Origin of the sequence: Pseudomonas machongensis, from assembly GCF_034961125.1 — a bacterium.
Classification (GTDB): Bacteria; Pseudomonadota; Gammaproteobacteria; order Pseudomonadales; family Pseudomonadaceae; genus Aquipseudomonas; species Aquipseudomonas machongensis.
Genome location: NZ_JAYFUI010000085.1, coordinates 24,147 through 39,104, shown reverse-complemented (window position 1 = coordinate 39,104; position 14,958 = coordinate 24,147). Strand labels below are relative to the sequence as shown.

The 14,958-nt window shown below is 65.7% G+C and carries 11 protein-coding genes and 1 pseudogene; 10 read left to right on the top strand and 2 right to left on the bottom strand.

The window, feature by feature from the left end; translation table 11 throughout:
- The first annotated feature begins 471 nt into the window (after positions 1-471).
- From VA602_RS09145 to VA602_RS09105, 10 genes and pseudogenes are all read left to right on the top strand, one after another.
- A complete protein-coding gene (locus VA602_RS09145; RefSeq protein WP_323453058.1) occupies positions 472-1,995 on the top strand; it encodes an MFS transporter in 1,524 nt (507 codons plus the stop codon).
- Between the two features lie 95 nt (positions 1,996-2,090).
- Positions 2,091-2,627, top strand: a pseudogene (locus VA602_RS26765) (MCP four helix bundle domain-containing protein); the annotation flags it as partial.
- A gap of 66 nt (positions 2,628-2,693) precedes the next feature.
- Positions 2,694-3,755 (top strand): methyl-accepting chemotaxis protein, encoded by a 1,062-nt coding sequence (locus VA602_RS26760; RefSeq protein ID WP_371926312.1) that lies wholly within the window; start codon positions 2,694-2,696, stop codon positions 3,753-3,755.
- Positions 3,756-3,928: 173 nt separating this feature from the next.
- Positions 3,929-4,840 carry a LysR family transcriptional regulator gene (locus VA602_RS09135; protein WP_323453057.1) on the top strand — a complete coding sequence of 304 codons (912 nt, stop codon included), beginning with the start codon at positions 3,929-3,931 and terminating at the stop codon, positions 4,838-4,840.
- 131 nt (positions 4,841-4,971) lie between these two features.
- Positions 4,972-6,429, top strand: coding sequence for a gamma-aminobutyraldehyde dehydrogenase (locus VA602_RS09130; protein WP_323453056.1), 1,458 nt, complete (start codon positions 4,972-4,974; stop codon positions 6,427-6,429).
- Between the two features lie 83 nt (positions 6,430-6,512).
- Positions 6,513-7,658, top strand: coding sequence for a putative ABC transporter substrate-binding protein YdcS (gene ydcS, locus VA602_RS09125; RefSeq protein ID WP_054895268.1), 1,146 nt, complete (start codon positions 6,513-6,515; stop codon positions 7,656-7,658).
- A gap of 142 nt (positions 7,659-7,800) precedes the next feature.
- On the top strand, positions 7,801-8,826 hold the full coding sequence (locus VA602_RS09120) for an ABC transporter ATP-binding protein (RefSeq protein WP_197893288.1): 1,026 nt from the start codon (positions 7,801-7,803) through the stop codon (positions 8,824-8,826).
- Between the two features lies 1 nt (position 8,827).
- Positions 8,828-9,778, top strand: a complete 951-nt coding sequence (locus VA602_RS09115; RefSeq protein ID WP_323453055.1) for an ABC transporter permease — start codon at positions 8,828-8,830, stop codon at positions 9,776-9,778.
- Positions 9,768-10,574 carry an ABC transporter permease gene (locus VA602_RS09110; protein WP_063546171.1) on the top strand — a complete coding sequence of 269 codons (807 nt, stop codon included), beginning with the start codon at positions 9,768-9,770 and terminating at the stop codon, positions 10,572-10,574. The genes VA602_RS09115 and VA602_RS09110 overlap by 11 nt, the downstream gene beginning before the upstream one ends.
- Before the next feature lie 35 nt (positions 10,575-10,609).
- Entirely contained in the window at positions 10,610-12,034 is a 1,425-nt protein-coding gene (locus VA602_RS09105) for a gamma-aminobutyraldehyde dehydrogenase (RefSeq protein WP_323453054.1), read from the top strand.
- 194 nt (positions 12,035-12,228) lie between these two features.
- Here the strand turns inward: VA602_RS09105 and VA602_RS09100 are convergent, their stop codons facing one another.
- Both VA602_RS09100 and dctA read right to left on the bottom strand, forming a co-directional pair.
- Positions 12,229-13,617: a class II fumarate hydratase gene (locus VA602_RS09100; protein ID WP_323453053.1), complete on the bottom strand. Its 1,389-nt coding sequence runs from the start codon at positions 13,615-13,617 to the stop codon at positions 12,229-12,231.
- A gap of 15 nt (positions 13,618-13,632) precedes the next feature.
- On the bottom strand, positions 13,633-14,934 hold the full coding sequence (gene dctA / locus VA602_RS09095) for a C4-dicarboxylate transporter DctA (protein ID WP_054895262.1): 1,302 nt from the start codon (positions 14,932-14,934) through the stop codon (positions 13,633-13,635).
- Positions 14,935-14,958 lie beyond the last annotated feature (24 nt).

The following is a 14,958-nucleotide window of genomic DNA, read 5'->3' as shown; positions in this document are numbered from 1 at the left end:
CAATCCGCGACGCCCGGCCACGGCTGGCGGCGCCTATTACCTTGCTGTGCCGGCAGGACAACCCGTCGCCGCAGGCGGTGAATTTTGTGGCGTTGGCTCGGCAATTGGGCAGCGAGTTGCGCCGTGAACGACGGGAGGCCGGTGGTGGTGCGTTAGCTTCAGGCTAATGACAACGCGGCGCCTGGCTAACAAGGGCTGGGCGCTGGAAGGGTAGGGTGGTAGCAACACTGCAAGGCCTGCGGCGAAACGATTTTGGCCGACAGGCTTGTGGTGGCTGTTCCGGCCTCATCGCGGGACAAGCCCGCTCCCACAGGGGATTGGGCTGGTCTTTAGATTTTGAGCAAGACAGTTGCTCCCACAGGTGTTCCGCAGGTTTCGGAGTCGTCGGGGCACCTGTGGGAGCGGCGGTTCGCCGCTGCGACTTGTCCCGCGATGAGGCCCTGAAGATCACCCCCCTTCGAGAGCCCCGTCATGTCATCCGCCCGCTTCACCCTGTTCACCGCCTCGGCGGTGTGCGCACTGATCATCCTCGACACCAATATCGTCGCGGTCAGCCTGCCCAGCATCGCCCGTGACCTGTCCGGCTCGTTCGCCGACATCGAATGGGTGGTCAGCGCCTACCTGTTGGCCTTCGCCGCAGCCCTGCTCCCGGCCGGCAGCCTGGCCGATCGTTTCGGCCGACGGCGCATGCTGCAACTGGGCCTGGGCCTGTTCGGCCTGGCCTCGCTGGCCTGCGGCGCCGCGCCGACACTGATGTTCCTCGACCTGGCCCGGGCCGCCAAGGGCCTTGGTGCGGCGTTGCTGCTCACCGCCGCGCTGGCGGCCATCGGTCACCGCTTCCACGAACCCGAGGAGCGTCTGCGCGCCTGGGCGTTCTGGGGGGCTTGCATGGGCGCGACCATCACCTTCGCACCGCTGCTTGGCGGCCTGATCGCCAGCACCTTGGGCTGGCGCTGGATCTTCTACATCAACCTGCCACTGGTGGGGGTGCTGGCGTTCATGGTCCGGCGCAGTGTCGAGGAATCGCGCGACAGCGCTGCCGCGCGCCTGGATCCGTTCGGCAGCCTGACCTTCGCAGGTGCGCTGGGCTACCTGATCTGGGCGCTGATCGATGCCAACCGCGTCGGCTGGGACAGCGCACCCACCCTCGGGCGTCTGGTGATCGCGGCGTTCCTGTTCTTCCTCTTCGTGTTGGTCGAGCGCAACCAGTCGCGGCCGATGATCGACCTGCAACTGATGCGCAGCGGGCGTTTCATCGGCGCTCTGCTCGGCATGTTCGCCTATGCCGCCTGCGCCCAAGTGATGATGACCTTGCTGCCGCTGTACCTGCAGAACGGCCTGCAACTGCCAGCGCTGGCCGCAGGTGCAGGCATGCTGCCGTTCGCCCTGGCGATGCTGCTGACACCCCGCCTGGGCATGCGCCTGTCGGCACGGCTCGGCTCGGCGCGCGTGTTCGCCCTGGGCTTGCTGCTGGTGGGGCTGGGCAACCTCTTGTGTTCGGCCGCAGCCGCGTACGGCGGTTATACCCGCTTCGCCCTGGCCAGCCTGGTGCTTGGCGCCGGGGCCGGGCTGCTCAACGGCGATACGCAGAAGAACATCATGGCCTGCGTACCGCGCGAGCGTACCGGCATGGCCTCGGGCTTGAGCACCACCACACGCTTCGGCGCGATCGTGCTGGCCATCGGTGTGCTGGGCGGGATTCTGGCCAGCCGCAGTGGGCAGTTGTTGCGTGAGGCGGTGTCGGGCGTGGCGCCGGCGCAACTGGACAAGGTCGGCGACATGGCGACCCGGGTCGCGGCGGGCGATCTGCCGGCGGCGCTGGCGGTGGTCGATCCGAGTCTGCGCGACACCCTCGCGCCGCTGGCACGCCAAGCCTTCGTCGGCGGTTTCGAAGCGGTGCTGACGAGTGCCGGGGTGGCGGCGCTGGTGTTCGCCGTGGTGGTCGGGCTGCTGCTGAACCGGCCACTCCCCGTGCCAGTCACGCAGCCGACCTGATGATTTAATTTCATGGTCGTTATCAATCAACGCGATTAGAAGGCTTCACATTCTCTGGGTATAAAGCATGCAAAAAATGATGGCAAAAAGCTTTTATGCACTCGGGGGAGGACACCATGTTCAGAGGAATCAGCATCACCATGAGGTTGGCGCTGGGGTTTGCATTGGTCGTTGGGTTGATGCTGGTCATCACCGCCATCGGCGTGCATCGGGTGGGCGGGATCGACGCGTTGCTCACCGAAGTCAGCAGCAACACCACGGTCAAGCAGCGCTATGCGATCAACCTGCGCGGCAGCGTGCATGACCGCGCCATCGCCATCCGCGATGCCGTGCTGACCCACGATGACGGCCAGCTTTCGGGCTTCCTCCAGGACATCAAGCGCCTCGACGACTTCTACCAGACCTCCGCCGTGCCGCTGGCCAAGATGCTCGGCGAGCCCAAGGCCGGTGCCGACGAGCAACGCCTGCAGCAGCAGATCCAGGGCATCGAGCGTACCGCTCAGGCCGCCACCGCACAGTTGCTGGAGCTGCGCCACAAGGGCGACTTCGAGCAGGCACAGGCGCTGTTGCTGGCCCAGGTCGCGCCGGCGTACAAGGAATGGCTGCGCAGCATCAACGCCTTCATCGACCTGCAGGAAAAGGATGTGGTGCGCGACATCGGCATCGTGCGTGACAGCGCTTCGGGCTTTGCCGGGTTGATGCTCTGGGCCGCGGCCCTGGCTGCGCTGCTCAGCGTCGCCGCCTCGCTGCTGATCATCCGCAGCATTCGCTCGACCCTGGGCGCCGAGCCCGAGGAAGTGGCGCAACTGCTGCGTGGCCTGGCCCGTGGCGAGATCGACCAGAGCGTACGCAGCCAGCATCCGGACAGCGTGATGGGCGCGCTGGGCACCACCAACCGTCACCTCACCGAGATCATCGCCCAGGTCAACCAGGTGGCGACCGACCTGGTCGCCTCGTCCAGCCGCATGAGCCAGGGCGCCGCCGCCAACCAGGGGCGCATGCAGCAGCAGAGCGACGACACTCAGCACATGGCCAGCGCCGTGTCGCAACTGGTGGCCGCGATCAACGAGATCGCCGGTTACGCCGCCGCGGCCGCACGGGCCTCCGAGGCAGCCGACCAGGAAGTGGATGCTGGCAAGACCGTGGTCGAAGGCACCGCCAGCTCCATGCACGAACTGGCTCAGGTGCTGGAGTCGGCCACCGAGGCGGTGTTGCAGGTTGCCTCTGACAGCCAGGCCATCGAGAGCATCATCGAGGTGATCAACTCCATCGCCGAGCGCACCAACCTGCTGGCGCTCAATGCCGCGATCGAGGCGGCGCGTGCCGGCGAGTTCGGCCGGGGCTTCGCGGTGGTCGCCGACGAGGTGCGCTCGCTGGCCAACCGCACCCAGGAATCGACTCGCGAGATCCGCGGCATGATCGGCAAGCTGCAGGAGGGTGCCGGCAAGACTGCGCAGATCGTCGGCGACAGCCGCGAGCTGGCGCAGGGCACGGTGGAGCGTACCCAGGTCGCGCAGCGTTCGCTGAACGAGATCCGTCGCGAGGTGGCGGCGATCAGCCAGATGAACAACCAGATCGCCGCGGCTTCGTCGCAGCAGGATGTGGCGGCGAGCATGCTCAGCCAGGACATCAACCGCATCCACGCCTCCTCGCGTGATGCCCACGCAGGTTCCACGCGCCTGGCCGGGGACAGCCAGGAGCTGCTGGAGCTGGCGGACGCGCTGGGCAGCCGGATGGGCTTCTTCAAGACTGCCGGGTAGTTCCCCCAGGCCCGACCTTTTCGCGGGTAAACTCGCTCCTGCAGGGGTTGCTGTGGGAGCGGGTTTACTCGCGAACAGGCCAACACTGTCCTCAACTCTGTTCGATAAAAAAGAACGCCCAGCTCCCCATTCGATAAACCATACTGCGGAAGAAACAACAGGTGTTTTTCCGCATGATGACCCTGCGCCAGATTCGCCACTTCATCGCTGTCGCCGAAACCGGCTCGATCTCCGCCGCCGCGCAGGCGGTGTTCATCTCCCAGTCGACCCTCACCCAGGCAATCCAGCAACTGGAAGACGAGATCGGCGTGACCCTGTTCACCCGCCACGCCAAAGGCATGAGCCTGACCCACCAGGGCCACCAGTTCCTGCGCCAGGCGCACCTGATCCTGGCCACCGTGGAAAACGCCAAGCGCAGCCTGCAGCAGAGCACCGACCAGGTCGATGGCCTGCTCACCATCGGTGTCACCAGCCTGGTCGCCGGCTATTACCTGGCCGACCTGATCACCCGTTTCCAGCACGCCTACCCCAACGTCCAAACCCGCGTGGTGGAGGACGAGCGTCCCTACATCGAGCATCTGCTGGTGGCCGGCGAGATCGATGTCGGCGTGCTGATCCTGTCCAATCTCGAAGATCGCCACGCCCTGCAGACCGAAGTGCTCACCCACTCGCCACACCGCCTGTGGCTGCCGCCGCGCCATCCGCTGCTCGAGCGCGACAGCATCAGCCTGGCCGATGTCGCGGGCGAGCCGCTGATCCAGCTCAACGCCGATGAAATGGGTCTGCACACCCAGCGCATCTGGAGCCGTGCCGGGCTTACGCCCAAGGTCACCTTGCGCACCGCGTCGGTGGAGGCGGTGCGCAGTCTGGTGGCGGCAGGGCTCGGGCTGTCTATCCAGGCCGACATGACCTACCGCCCGTGGTCGCTGGAAGGCGACATCATCGAAGCACGCCCGCTGGCCGACCTCAACGAGACCCTCGACGTGGGCCTGGCCTGGCGCCGGGGCACGGCGCGCACGCCACTGGTGGACCCGTTCCTGACATTGGCCAGGGGGAAGGGCAGCCAGCGCAAGGTATCGATTTAACCGAACGAGACTTTCTATATTTAGAATTTGTGAAGCTGCCTGTCGGGCCCTAGTCTCGTTTCTAGTGGACGCGCCCGACCCACAGCGGAGGCGCCATGCACGACGACACGAAAAAAAGAAGAAGTCCGAAAATGCCCACCAGTCTTCCGCTGTACAGCGCGCAGTTGATCGATGGCCACCTGGTTGCCGGGGAAGGGCTGGTCGAGCCCATCGTCAACCCGGCGACCGGCGAGTTGGTGCTGAGTGTCGGCGAAGCCTCCCTCGAACAACTTGAGCGCGCGGTACAGGCGGCCCAGCGCGCCTTTGCCGGCTGGTCGCGCACGACCCCTGCACAACGCGCTGCCACCTTGCTCGCCATTGCCGACGCCATCGACGCCAATGCCGACCTGCTCGCCCGTCTCGAGGCGCTGAACTGCGGCAAGCCCTTGCACCTGGCGCGCCAGGACGATATTCCCGCCACTGCCGACGTGTTCCGCTTCTTTGCCGGGGCCGTGCGCTGTCAGCAGGGGCAGCTCACTGGCGAGTACGTCGCCGGGCACACCAGCATGGTGCGCCGCGACCCGGTTGGCGTGGTGGCGTCGATCGCGCCGTGGAACTACCCACTGATGATGGCGGCGTGGAAGATCGCCCCCGCCCTGGCCGCAGGCAACACTGTGGTGTTCAAGCCGTCCGAACACACGCCGCTGTCGATCCTGGCTCTGGCGCCGCTGCTGGTCGATATCCTGCCGCCTGGCGTACTGAACATCGTCTGCGGTGGCGGCGAGGCGGTCGGCAGCCATCTGGTCGGCCACCCCAAGGTGCGCATGGTGTCGCTGACCGGCGATATCGTCACCGGCCAGAAGATCCTGCAGGCCGCGTCGCGCACGCTCAAGCGCACCCACCTGGAACTCGGCGGCAAGGCCCCGGTGATCGTCTGCGACGATGCCGACCTGGAGGCCGTGGTGCAGGGCATTCGCACCCATGGTTACTACAACGCCGGGCAAGACTGCACCGCCGCCTGCCGCATCTACGCCCAGGCCGGCATCCACGACCGGCTGGTGGCCGCACTGGGCGACGCGGTGGGCAATATCCGCTTCGCCCGCAAGAAAGACGCCGACAACGAGATCGGCCCACTGATCAGCGCCCGTCAGCGCGACCGCGTGGCCAGCTTCGTCGAGCGCGCCCTGGGCCAGCCGCACATCGAGCGGGTGACCGGTGCCGCGGTGCATTCGGGCCCCGGCTTCTACTACCAGCCGACGCTGCTGGCCGGCTGCCGCCAGCAGGACGAGATCGTCCAGCGCGAAGTGTTCGGGCCGGTGGTCACCGTGACCCGCTTCGAACACCTGTCCCAGGCGCTGGACTGGGCCAACGACTCCGAATACGGCCTGGCCTCCTCGGTGTGGACGCAGAACCTCGACAAGGCCTTCCAGATCGCCAACCGCCTGCAATACGGCTGCACCTGGATCAACACCCATTTCATGCTGGCCAGCGAGATGCCCCATGGCGGGCTCAAGCGCTCCGGCTACGGCAAGGACCTCTCTAGCGACTCGCTGCAGGACTACAGCGTGGTGCGCCACATCATGGCGCGTCACGGCGAGCTGCTCGACTGACACAAGAATCCGCTGGCGCCGCCAGGGACGTTGTTCGCTTGATACTGCCCCGACAATAGAAAGAACAATTTGGGAGATGAACGATGTACAAGACAGCGTTGCTCAGCGGGCTCGCCACCGCGCTCCTGGCCAGTGGCAGCCTCCAGGCCGCCGAAGCCCTGAAGGAAGTCGGCAAGGGCGAGGGCCAGCTCGATATCGTCGCCTGGCCGGGTTATATCGAACGTGGCGAGTCGGACAAGGCCTATGACTGGGTCAGCAAGTTCGAGCAGGACACGGGTTGCAAGGTCAACGTCAAGACCGCTGCCACCTCCGACGAGATGGTCAGCCTGATGGCCAAGGGTGGCTACGACCTGGTCACCGCTTCGGGCGATGCCTCGCTGCGGTTGATCTATGGCAAGCGTGTACAGCCGATCGACCCGAAACTGATCCCCAACTGGAAGAACCTCGACCCGCGCCTGCACGACGCCCCCTGGTACACCGTCGATGGCAAGACCTACGGCACGCCCTACCAGTGGGGCCCGAACCTGCTGATGTACAACACCAAGGTGTTCCCCGCCGCACCGGATAGCTGGAAAGCCGTATTCGAGGCCGAGAACCTGCCCGACGGCAAGCCGAACAAGGGCCGTGTGCAGGCCTACGACGGCCCGATCTACATTGCTGACGCCGCGCTCTACCTCAAGGCGACCCAGCCGGCGCTGGGCATCAGCGACCCGTACCAACTCGATGAAAAGCAGTACGCCGCCGTGCTCGACCTGCTGCGCAAGCAGCACGCCTTGATCCACCGTTACTGGCACGACACCACGGTGCAGATGAGCGACTTCAAGAACGAAGGCGTCGCCGCGTCCAGTGCCTGGCCTTACCAGGCCAACGCGCTCAAGGCCGAGGGCCAGCCGATCGCTACGGTATTCCCGAAGGAGGGCGTCACCGGGTGGGCCGACACCACCATGCTGCATGTCGAGGCCAAGCATCCCAACTGCGCCTACAAGTGGATGGACTGGTCGCTGCAGGACAAGGTGCAGGGTGACGTGGCGGCCTGGTTCGGTTCGTTGCCAGCGGTGCCGCAGGGCTGCAAGGCCAGCGAATTGCTGGGCGCCGAGGGCTGCAAGACCAACGGCTTCGACCAGTTCGACAAGATCGCCTTCTGGAAGACCCCGCAGGCCGAGGGTGGCAAGTTCGTGCCCTATAGCCGCTGGACCCAGGACTACATCGCGATCATGGGCGGGCGCTAGGCCGGGCGCTTGCCTGGGCCGGCCTCATCGCGGGGCAAGCCCGCTCCCACAGGATACTTTGCAGCCCTGTGGGAGCGGGCTTGTCCCGCGATGAGGCCGGCAGCGACACCACAAAACCACCCTTCACCCCGGAGCCTCCACCATGCCCCCAGCCGTCCAGTTCACCCAGGTCTCCCGTCAGTTCGGCGAGGTGAAGGCCGTCGACCAGGTGTCGATCGACATCCAGGACGGCGAATTCTTTTCCATGCTCGGCCCCTCGGGCTCGGGCAAGACCACCTGCCTGCGCCTGATCGCAGGTTTCGAGCAGCCCAGCGCAGGCTCCATCCGCATCCATGGCCTGGAAGCCGCCGGCCTGCCGCCCTACCAGCGTGACGTCAACACGGTGTTCCAGGACTATGCGCTGTTCCCGCACATGAACGTGCTGGACAACGTCGCCTATGGCCTGAAGGTCAAGGGCGTGGCCCGCACCGAGCGCTTGCAGCGCGCCGAGCAGGCGCTGGAGATGGTCGCCCTCGGCGGCTATGGCACGCGCAAGCCGGTACAGCTTTCCGGCGGGCAACGCCAGCGCGTGGCCCTGGCCCGAGCGCTGGTCAACCGACCGCGGGTGCTGCTGCTCGACGAGCCGCTGGGGGCGCTCGACCTCAAGCTGCGCGAGCAGATGCAGGGCGAACTCAAGCGCCTGCAACGCCAACTGGGTATTACCTTCATCTTCGTCACCCACGACCAGAGCGAAGCGCTGTCGATGTCTGACCGCGTCGCGGTATTCAACAAAGGGCGCATCGAGCAGGTCGACACCCCACGCAACCTGTACATGAAACCGGCCACCGCCTTTGTCGCCGAATTCGTCGGCACCTCCAACGTGTTGCGTGGCGAACTCGCCAGCCAACTGATCGGTGATGCCCGGCCGTTCTCCATTCGCCCCGAGCACATTCGCTTCGCCTTGGGCGAACGGGGAGCCAGCGACGTGGAGGTCAGCGGCCTGCTGCACGATATCCAGTACCAGGGCGCCGCAACGCGCTATGAGATCCGCCTGGACAATGGCCAGCACCTGAGCCTGAGCCAGGCCAACAGCCAGTGGGGCGACGGCCCGGCCAGCCACCAGCCGGGCCAGCGCGTCACCGCCCGCTGGGCGCGCGAGGCCATGGTGGCGCTGAGCGAGGGCGTGTGAGATGAGCGTGACCCTCGATGCCATGGCGCCGGTAGTCCGCCACGGCGCCCTGCGCGGGCTGTCCAACCTGCTGTACCGCAAGCCGACGCTGTACCTGTCGCTGCTGCTGGTGCCGCCGCTGCTGTGGTTCGGCGCGATCTACCTGGGCTCGTTGCTGACGTTGTTGTGGCAGGGCTTCTACACCTTCGACGATTTCACCATGACGGTGACGCCGAGCCTGACCTGGGCCAACTTCGCCGCGCTGTTCACCCCGGCCAACTTCGACATCATCCAGCGCACCGTGCTGATGGCCGTGGCGGTGTCCATCGCCAGTGCTGCGCTGGCGTTTCCTATCGCCTACTACATGGCGCGCTACACCAGCGGCAAGACCAAGGCGTTCTTCTACATCGCGGTGATGCTGCCGATGTGGGCCAGCTACATCGTCAAGGCCTATGCCTGGACCCTGCTGCTGGCCAAGGGCGGGGTGGCCATGTGGTTCGTCCAGCACCTGGGCCTGGAGCCGTTGCTGAACCTGCTGCTGGGCGTGCCCGGGGTGGGCGGCAATACCTTGTCGACCTCGAACCTGGGGCGCTTCCTGGTGTTCGTCTACATCTGGCTGCCGTTCATGATCCTGCCGATCCAGGCCTCGCTGGAGCGCCTGCCGCCGTCGCTGCTGCAGGCCTCGGCCGACCTCGGGGCGCAACCGCGCCAGACCTTCATGCAGGTGATCCTGCCGCTGTCGGTGCCCGGCATCGCCGCGGGCTCGATCTTCACCTTCAGCCTCACCCTCGGCGACTTCATCGTGCCGTCGCTGGTCGGGCCACCGGGCTACTTCATCGGCGGCATGGTCTACGCCCAGCAGGGCGCCATCGGCAACATGCCCATGGCCGCGGCCTTCACCCTGGTGCCGATCGTGCTGATCGCCGTCTACCTGTCCATCGTCAAACGCCTGGGGGCCTTCGATGCACTCTGAAAAAGCGTCCTGGGGGCTGAAGCTTGCGGCCTGGGGAGGGCTGGTGTTCCTGCACTTCCCGATCCTGATCATCTTCCTGTACGCCTTCAACACCGAAGAGGCCGCGTTCAGCTTTCCGCCGCAGGGTTTCACCTTGCACTGGTTCAGTGTGGCCTTCGCCCGCCAGGACGTGCTCGATGCCGTGACCCTGTCGGTGAAGATCGCCGCCCTGGCCACGCTGATCGCCATGGTGCTGGGCACGTTGGCCGCGGCTGCGTTGTACCGGCGTGATTTCTTCGGCAAGGAAAGCATCTCGCTGATGCTGATCCTGCCGATCGCCTTGCCCGGCATCATCACCGGCATCGCGCTGCTGTCGGCATTCAAGACCCTGGGCATCGAGCCCGGCTTCATGACCATCGTCGTCGGGCACGCGACCTTTTGCGTGGTGATCGTCTACAACAACGTCATCGCCCGCTTCAGGCGCACCTCGCACAGCCTGATCGAAGCCTCGATGGACCTGGGCGCCGACGGCTGGCAGACCTTCCGCTACGTGATCCTGCCCAACCTCGGCTCGGCGCTGCTGGCTGGCGGCATGCTGGCGTTCGCCCTGTCGTTCGACGAGATCATCGTCACCACCTTCACCGCTGGCCACGAACGCACCTTGCCGATCTGGCTGCTCAATCAGCTCGGTCGCCCGCGCGATGTGCCGGTGACCAATGTGGTGGCGATGCTGGTCATGCTGGTGACCATGCTACCGATCCTGGGCGCCTACTACCTGACCAAAGGTGGCGAAGGCGTTGCCGGCAGCGGCAAGTGAACACGCGAACAAGAACCTGAGAAAAGGAGCGCTTCATGCAAACCAAACTGCTGATCAACGGCCAACTGGTCGCCGGTGAAGGCGAGTCGCTCGCCGTGCTCAACCCGGCGCTCGGCACCACCCTGGTGGAAATTGCCGAAGCCACGCCGGCCCAGGTCGACATCGCCGTGCGCGCAGCCGACGCGGCGTTCGAAGGCTGGTCCCAGACCGCCCCCAAGGATCGCTCGCTGCTGTTGCTCAAGCTGGCCGATGCCATCGATGCGCACGCCGAAGAGCTGGCGCGGCTGGAGTCGAACAACTGTGGCAAACCCTACCAGGCTGCGCTGAACGACGAACTGCCGGCAGTGGCCGATGTGTTCCGCTTCTTCGCCGGCGCCAGCCGTGTGCTGCAGGGCTCGGCGGCGGGTGAGTACCTGCCGGGGCACACCTCGATGATCCGCCGCGATCCGGTGGGTGTCGTGGCTTCGATCGCACCATGGAACTACCCGTTGATGATGGCCGCCTGGAAGCTTGGCCCGGCCTTGGCCGCGGGCAATACCGTGGTGCTCAAGCCGTCCGAGCAGACGCCGCTGACGGCCCTGCGTCTGGGCGAGCTGATGGCGGGCATCTTCCCGGCGGGAGTGGTCAACCTGGTGTTCGGCCGAGGCCCGAGCGTGGGCGAGCCGCTGACTACCCATCCCAAGGTGCGCATGGTCTCGCTGACCGGCTCCGTGGCCACCGGCAGCCGCATCATCGCCGGCACCGCCGATACCGTGAAGCGCATGCACATGGAGTTGGGCGGCAAGGCGCCGGTGATCGTCTTCGACGATGCCGACATCGATGCCGCAGTCGAAGGGATCCGGGCGTTCGGCTTCTACAACGCCGGGCAGGACTGCACGGCGGCCTGCCGGCTGTATGTGCAGAAGGGTGTGTACCAGGCCTTCGTCGACAAGCTCACGGCGGCGGTGGCGAGCATCCGCCTTGGCGAGCAGGACGATCCCGAGACCGAACTGGGACCGTTGATCACCCAGCAGCACCTGGAGCGCGTCAGCGGTTTCGTCGAGCGGGCGCGGCAGGTGCCGCATATCCAGGTCACCACTGGCGGCAAGCGCGCCGACCGGGCGGGGTTCTTCTTCGAGCCGACGGTATTGGCGGGCGCGCAGCAGGACGATGAAGTGGTGCGGCGCGAGATCTTCGGGCCGGTGGTGTCGGTGACCGAGTTCAGCGACGAGGCCCAGGCGTTGGAGTGGGCCAACGACTCGGACTATGGGCTGGCGTCGTCGGTGTGGACCCAGGACGTTGGCCGCGCGCAGCGGCTGGCGGCGCGCTTGCAGTATGGCTGCACCTGGGTGAACACCCATTTCATGCTGGTCAGCGAGATGCCCCATGGCGGGGTGAAGTTGTCCGGGTATGGCAAGGACATGTCGATGTATGGGCTGGAGGATTACACGGCCATTCGGCATGTGATGATCAAGCACTGATCGGCGTTGGGTTCATCGCTGTTCTCAAAGCCTGCGGTTTACTGTGGGTGTGGCAACGCGCCGTTGTCGAAAGCAGTGATGAACCTGTGGGAGCGGGTTCACCCGCGAACCAGGGCGAAGCCCTGGCCGATACACCGTGGTGAATTCATCGCGGGGCAAGCCCGCTCCTACAGGGTGCGGGCTTGCCCCGCACCTCAGCCTCCCACCATCTCCTGCGGCCTGACGTACGCGTCGTACTCCTGCGCCGTCAACAGCCCCAGCGCCACCGCCGCTTCCTTGGGCGTCAGCCCCTCGTCTGCCGCCTTGCGGGTAATGCGCGCCACCTGGTCGTAACCCAGCACCGGGTTCAAGGCCGTGGCCAGCAGCAGCGAGCCTTCCACATTGCGCGCGAGCACCGCGTGATTCACCTCCAGCCCTGCCAGCAGCTTGTCGGTGAAGATCGTCACGCTCTCGGCCAGCACGCTGATCGACTGCAGCACGTTGTGGATGATCACCGGTTTGGCGACGTTCAACTCGAACAGGCTCGAGGCCCCGGCCACCGATACCGTGGTGTGGTTGCCCATCACCTGCATGCAGGCCTGGGCCAGGACCTCGGCGATGGTCGGATTACGCTTGCCGGGCATGATCGAAGACGTCAGCCCATCATCAGGCACCACCATCTCACCCAGCCCGCAGCGCGGACCGGAGCTGAGCAGCCGGATGTCATTGGCCAGCTTGGTCAACGACACTGCCAGCACGTTCAGCACCCCCGACACCTCGACGAACACATCGTGGGTGCCCATGCCCTCGAACTTGCACGGGTTGGCGGTGAAGCGGGTCTGGGTGATCAGCGACAGCTCTTCGCAAAAAGCCTCGGCAAAGCCTGGCGGCGTGTTGAGCCCGGTCCCTACCGCCGTGCCGCCCTGGGGCAGGCTGTCGAGCCGTGGCAGGCAGCCTTGCACGCGCTCGATGCCGTGGGCGATCTGCGCGGCGAAACTGGCGAAGGCCTGGCCCATGGTCATCGGTACCGCGTCCATCAGGTGGGTACGGCCGATCTTCAGCACGTCATGCCACTGTCGGGCCTTGGCCTGCAGCTCGGCGTGCAGGTGAGCAAGCGCCGGCAGCAGGTCGCGACCGAGGGCAAGGCGGGTGGCCAGGTGCATCACCGTCGGGAAGGTGTCGTTGGACGACTGCGAAGCATTGACGTGATCGTTCGGGTGCACCGGCGCCTTGGTGCCCAGCGGCTGCCCGAGCAACTGGTTGGCACGGTTGGCGATCACCTCGTTGGCGTTCATGTTGGTCTGGGTGCCAGAGCCGGTCTGCCACAGCGTCAGCGGGAAATGGCGGTCGAAGTGGCCATCGGCGAGTTCTTGCGCGGCCTGCTCGATCACCTTGGCCAGCCCCGCATCCAGCGCGCCCAGGCGGCGGTTGGCACGGGCGCTGGCCAGTTTCTGCTGGCCGAAGGCGTGTAGCAGGACCGGCGGGAACTGCTCGCGGCCGGCACCGAACACGCCGATGGCGCGTTGGGTCTGGGCACCCCAGTACTTGTCTTCGGGGATCTGCACCGGGCCGAAGGCGTCGTGTTCGATACGAACGTTCTGCATGTCGTTCTCCATGGCTCAGAGTGGCGCCGCAGCGCTGCGCCCGAGCACTCGCTGGTACTCGCCCTGGGCCTGCTGCTCGGAGAATTCGCCCGACCATTTGGCGACCACCACGGTAGCGATGCTGTTGCCGATGGTGTTGCAGGTGGCGATGGCCATGGACATGAAGCGGTACACGCCGAACAGCAATGCCAGGCCCTCGACCGGCAGGTGGCCGATGGCGGTCACGGTGGCGGCGAACACCACGAAGCTGCCGCCGGACACGGCCGCCGCGCCCTTGGAGGTCACCAGCATGATGGCGATGATGCCCAGTTGCTGCTCCCAGCTCAGCGGCACGCCATAGGCGTTGGCGATGAACAGCACGCACAGCGACATGTAGATCGAGGTGCCATCGAGGTTGAAGGCATAGCCGGTGGGCAGCACCAGCCCCACGCTCTGCTTGGAGCAGCCGAACTTCTCGAGCTTTTGCAGCAGGCGCGGCAGGGCGCTTTCCGACGAGGCGGTGCCCAGCACGATGAACACTTCATCCTTGATGTAGGTGAGGAAGCGCCACAGGCTGAACCCGCTGATCCGGCACACCGCGCCCAGCACCACGAAGATGAAGAACAGCACCGCGACGTAGAACATCAGCACCAGGTTGGCCAGCGACATCAGCACCGCGGTGCCATTGCTGCCCACGGCGTAGGCGACCGAGCCGAAGGCGCCCAGCGGGGCGAGTTTCATGATCAGGTTGATGAACTCGAAAAAACACTCCGAGACGCGGTTCAGCCCGTCCTCGACCACTGCCCGGCGCTCGGCCTTGAGGGCCAGCAGGGCGAAGCCGAACAGCACCGAGATCACCAGCACTTGCAGCAGTTGACCACCGGCGAAGGCCCCGACGAAGTTGTCAGGAAAGATGCCGTAGATGAAGTCCAGGGTCGATTGCGGCGCGTGGCCCTTGGCAACGGCTGCCGCTGCGGCCGCCGAGGTGGCGCTGTTGGGGTGGGCATCGTGCATTCCCGAGCCGATGTCGATCAGGTTGCCCCAGCCAAGGCCGATGGCCAGGGCGAGGGTGGAGACCACCTCGAAGTAGATCAGCGCGCGGATGCCGACCTTGCCGACGCGGCGGATATCACCGGCCGAGGCGATGCCGTGGACCACGGTGAAGAACACCAGTGGCGCCACGGCGGTCTTGATCAGCTTGAGAAAGATGTCGCCGAGGATCTTGAACTTGGCCGCAAGCTCCGGGGCGATGAAGCCGAAGGCGATGCCGATCAGCATGGCAGCGACGACCTGGAAGGTCAGGTCGCGGTAGAACGGTTTTGCGGGTGCAGATGACATGGTCGAATTCTCATTGTTGTCGTT

What these genes read in the sequence shown, in the direction of transcription:
- VA602_RS09145 (WP_323453058.1), top strand. Translation starts at nt 472, where the DNA reads ATGTCATCCGCCCGCTTCACCCTGTTCACCGCCTCGGCGGTGTGCGCA.
- VA602_RS26760 (WP_371926312.1), top strand. Translation starts at nt 2,694, where the DNA reads ATGCTCTGGGCCGCGGCCCTGGCTGCGCTGCTCAGCGTCGCCGCCTCG.
- VA602_RS09135 (WP_323453057.1), top strand. Translation starts at nt 3,929, where the DNA reads ATGATGACCCTGCGCCAGATTCGCCACTTCATCGCTGTCGCCGAAACC.
- VA602_RS09130 (WP_323453056.1), top strand. Translation starts at nt 4,972, where the DNA reads ATGCCCACCAGTCTTCCGCTGTACAGCGCGCAGTTGATCGATGGCCAC.
- ydcS (WP_054895268.1), top strand. Translation starts at nt 6,513, where the DNA reads ATGTACAAGACAGCGTTGCTCAGCGGGCTCGCCACCGCGCTCCTGGCC.
- VA602_RS09120 (WP_197893288.1), top strand. Translation starts at nt 7,801, where the DNA reads ATGCCCCCAGCCGTCCAGTTCACCCAGGTCTCCCGTCAGTTCGGCGAG.
- VA602_RS09115 (WP_323453055.1), top strand. Translation starts at nt 8,828, where the DNA reads ATGAGCGTGACCCTCGATGCCATGGCGCCGGTAGTCCGCCACGGCGCC.
- VA602_RS09110 (WP_063546171.1), top strand. Translation starts at nt 9,768, where the DNA reads ATGCACTCTGAAAAAGCGTCCTGGGGGCTGAAGCTTGCGGCCTGGGGA.
- VA602_RS09105 (WP_323453054.1), top strand. Translation starts at nt 10,610, where the DNA reads ATGCAAACCAAACTGCTGATCAACGGCCAACTGGTCGCCGGTGAAGGC.
- VA602_RS09100 (WP_323453053.1), bottom strand. Translation starts at nt 13,617, where the DNA reads ATGCAGAACGTTCGTATCGAACACGACGCCTTCGGCCCGGTGCAGATC.
- dctA (WP_054895262.1), bottom strand. Translation starts at nt 14,934, where the DNA reads ATGTCATCTGCACCCGCAAAACCGTTCTACCGCGACCTGACCTTCCAG.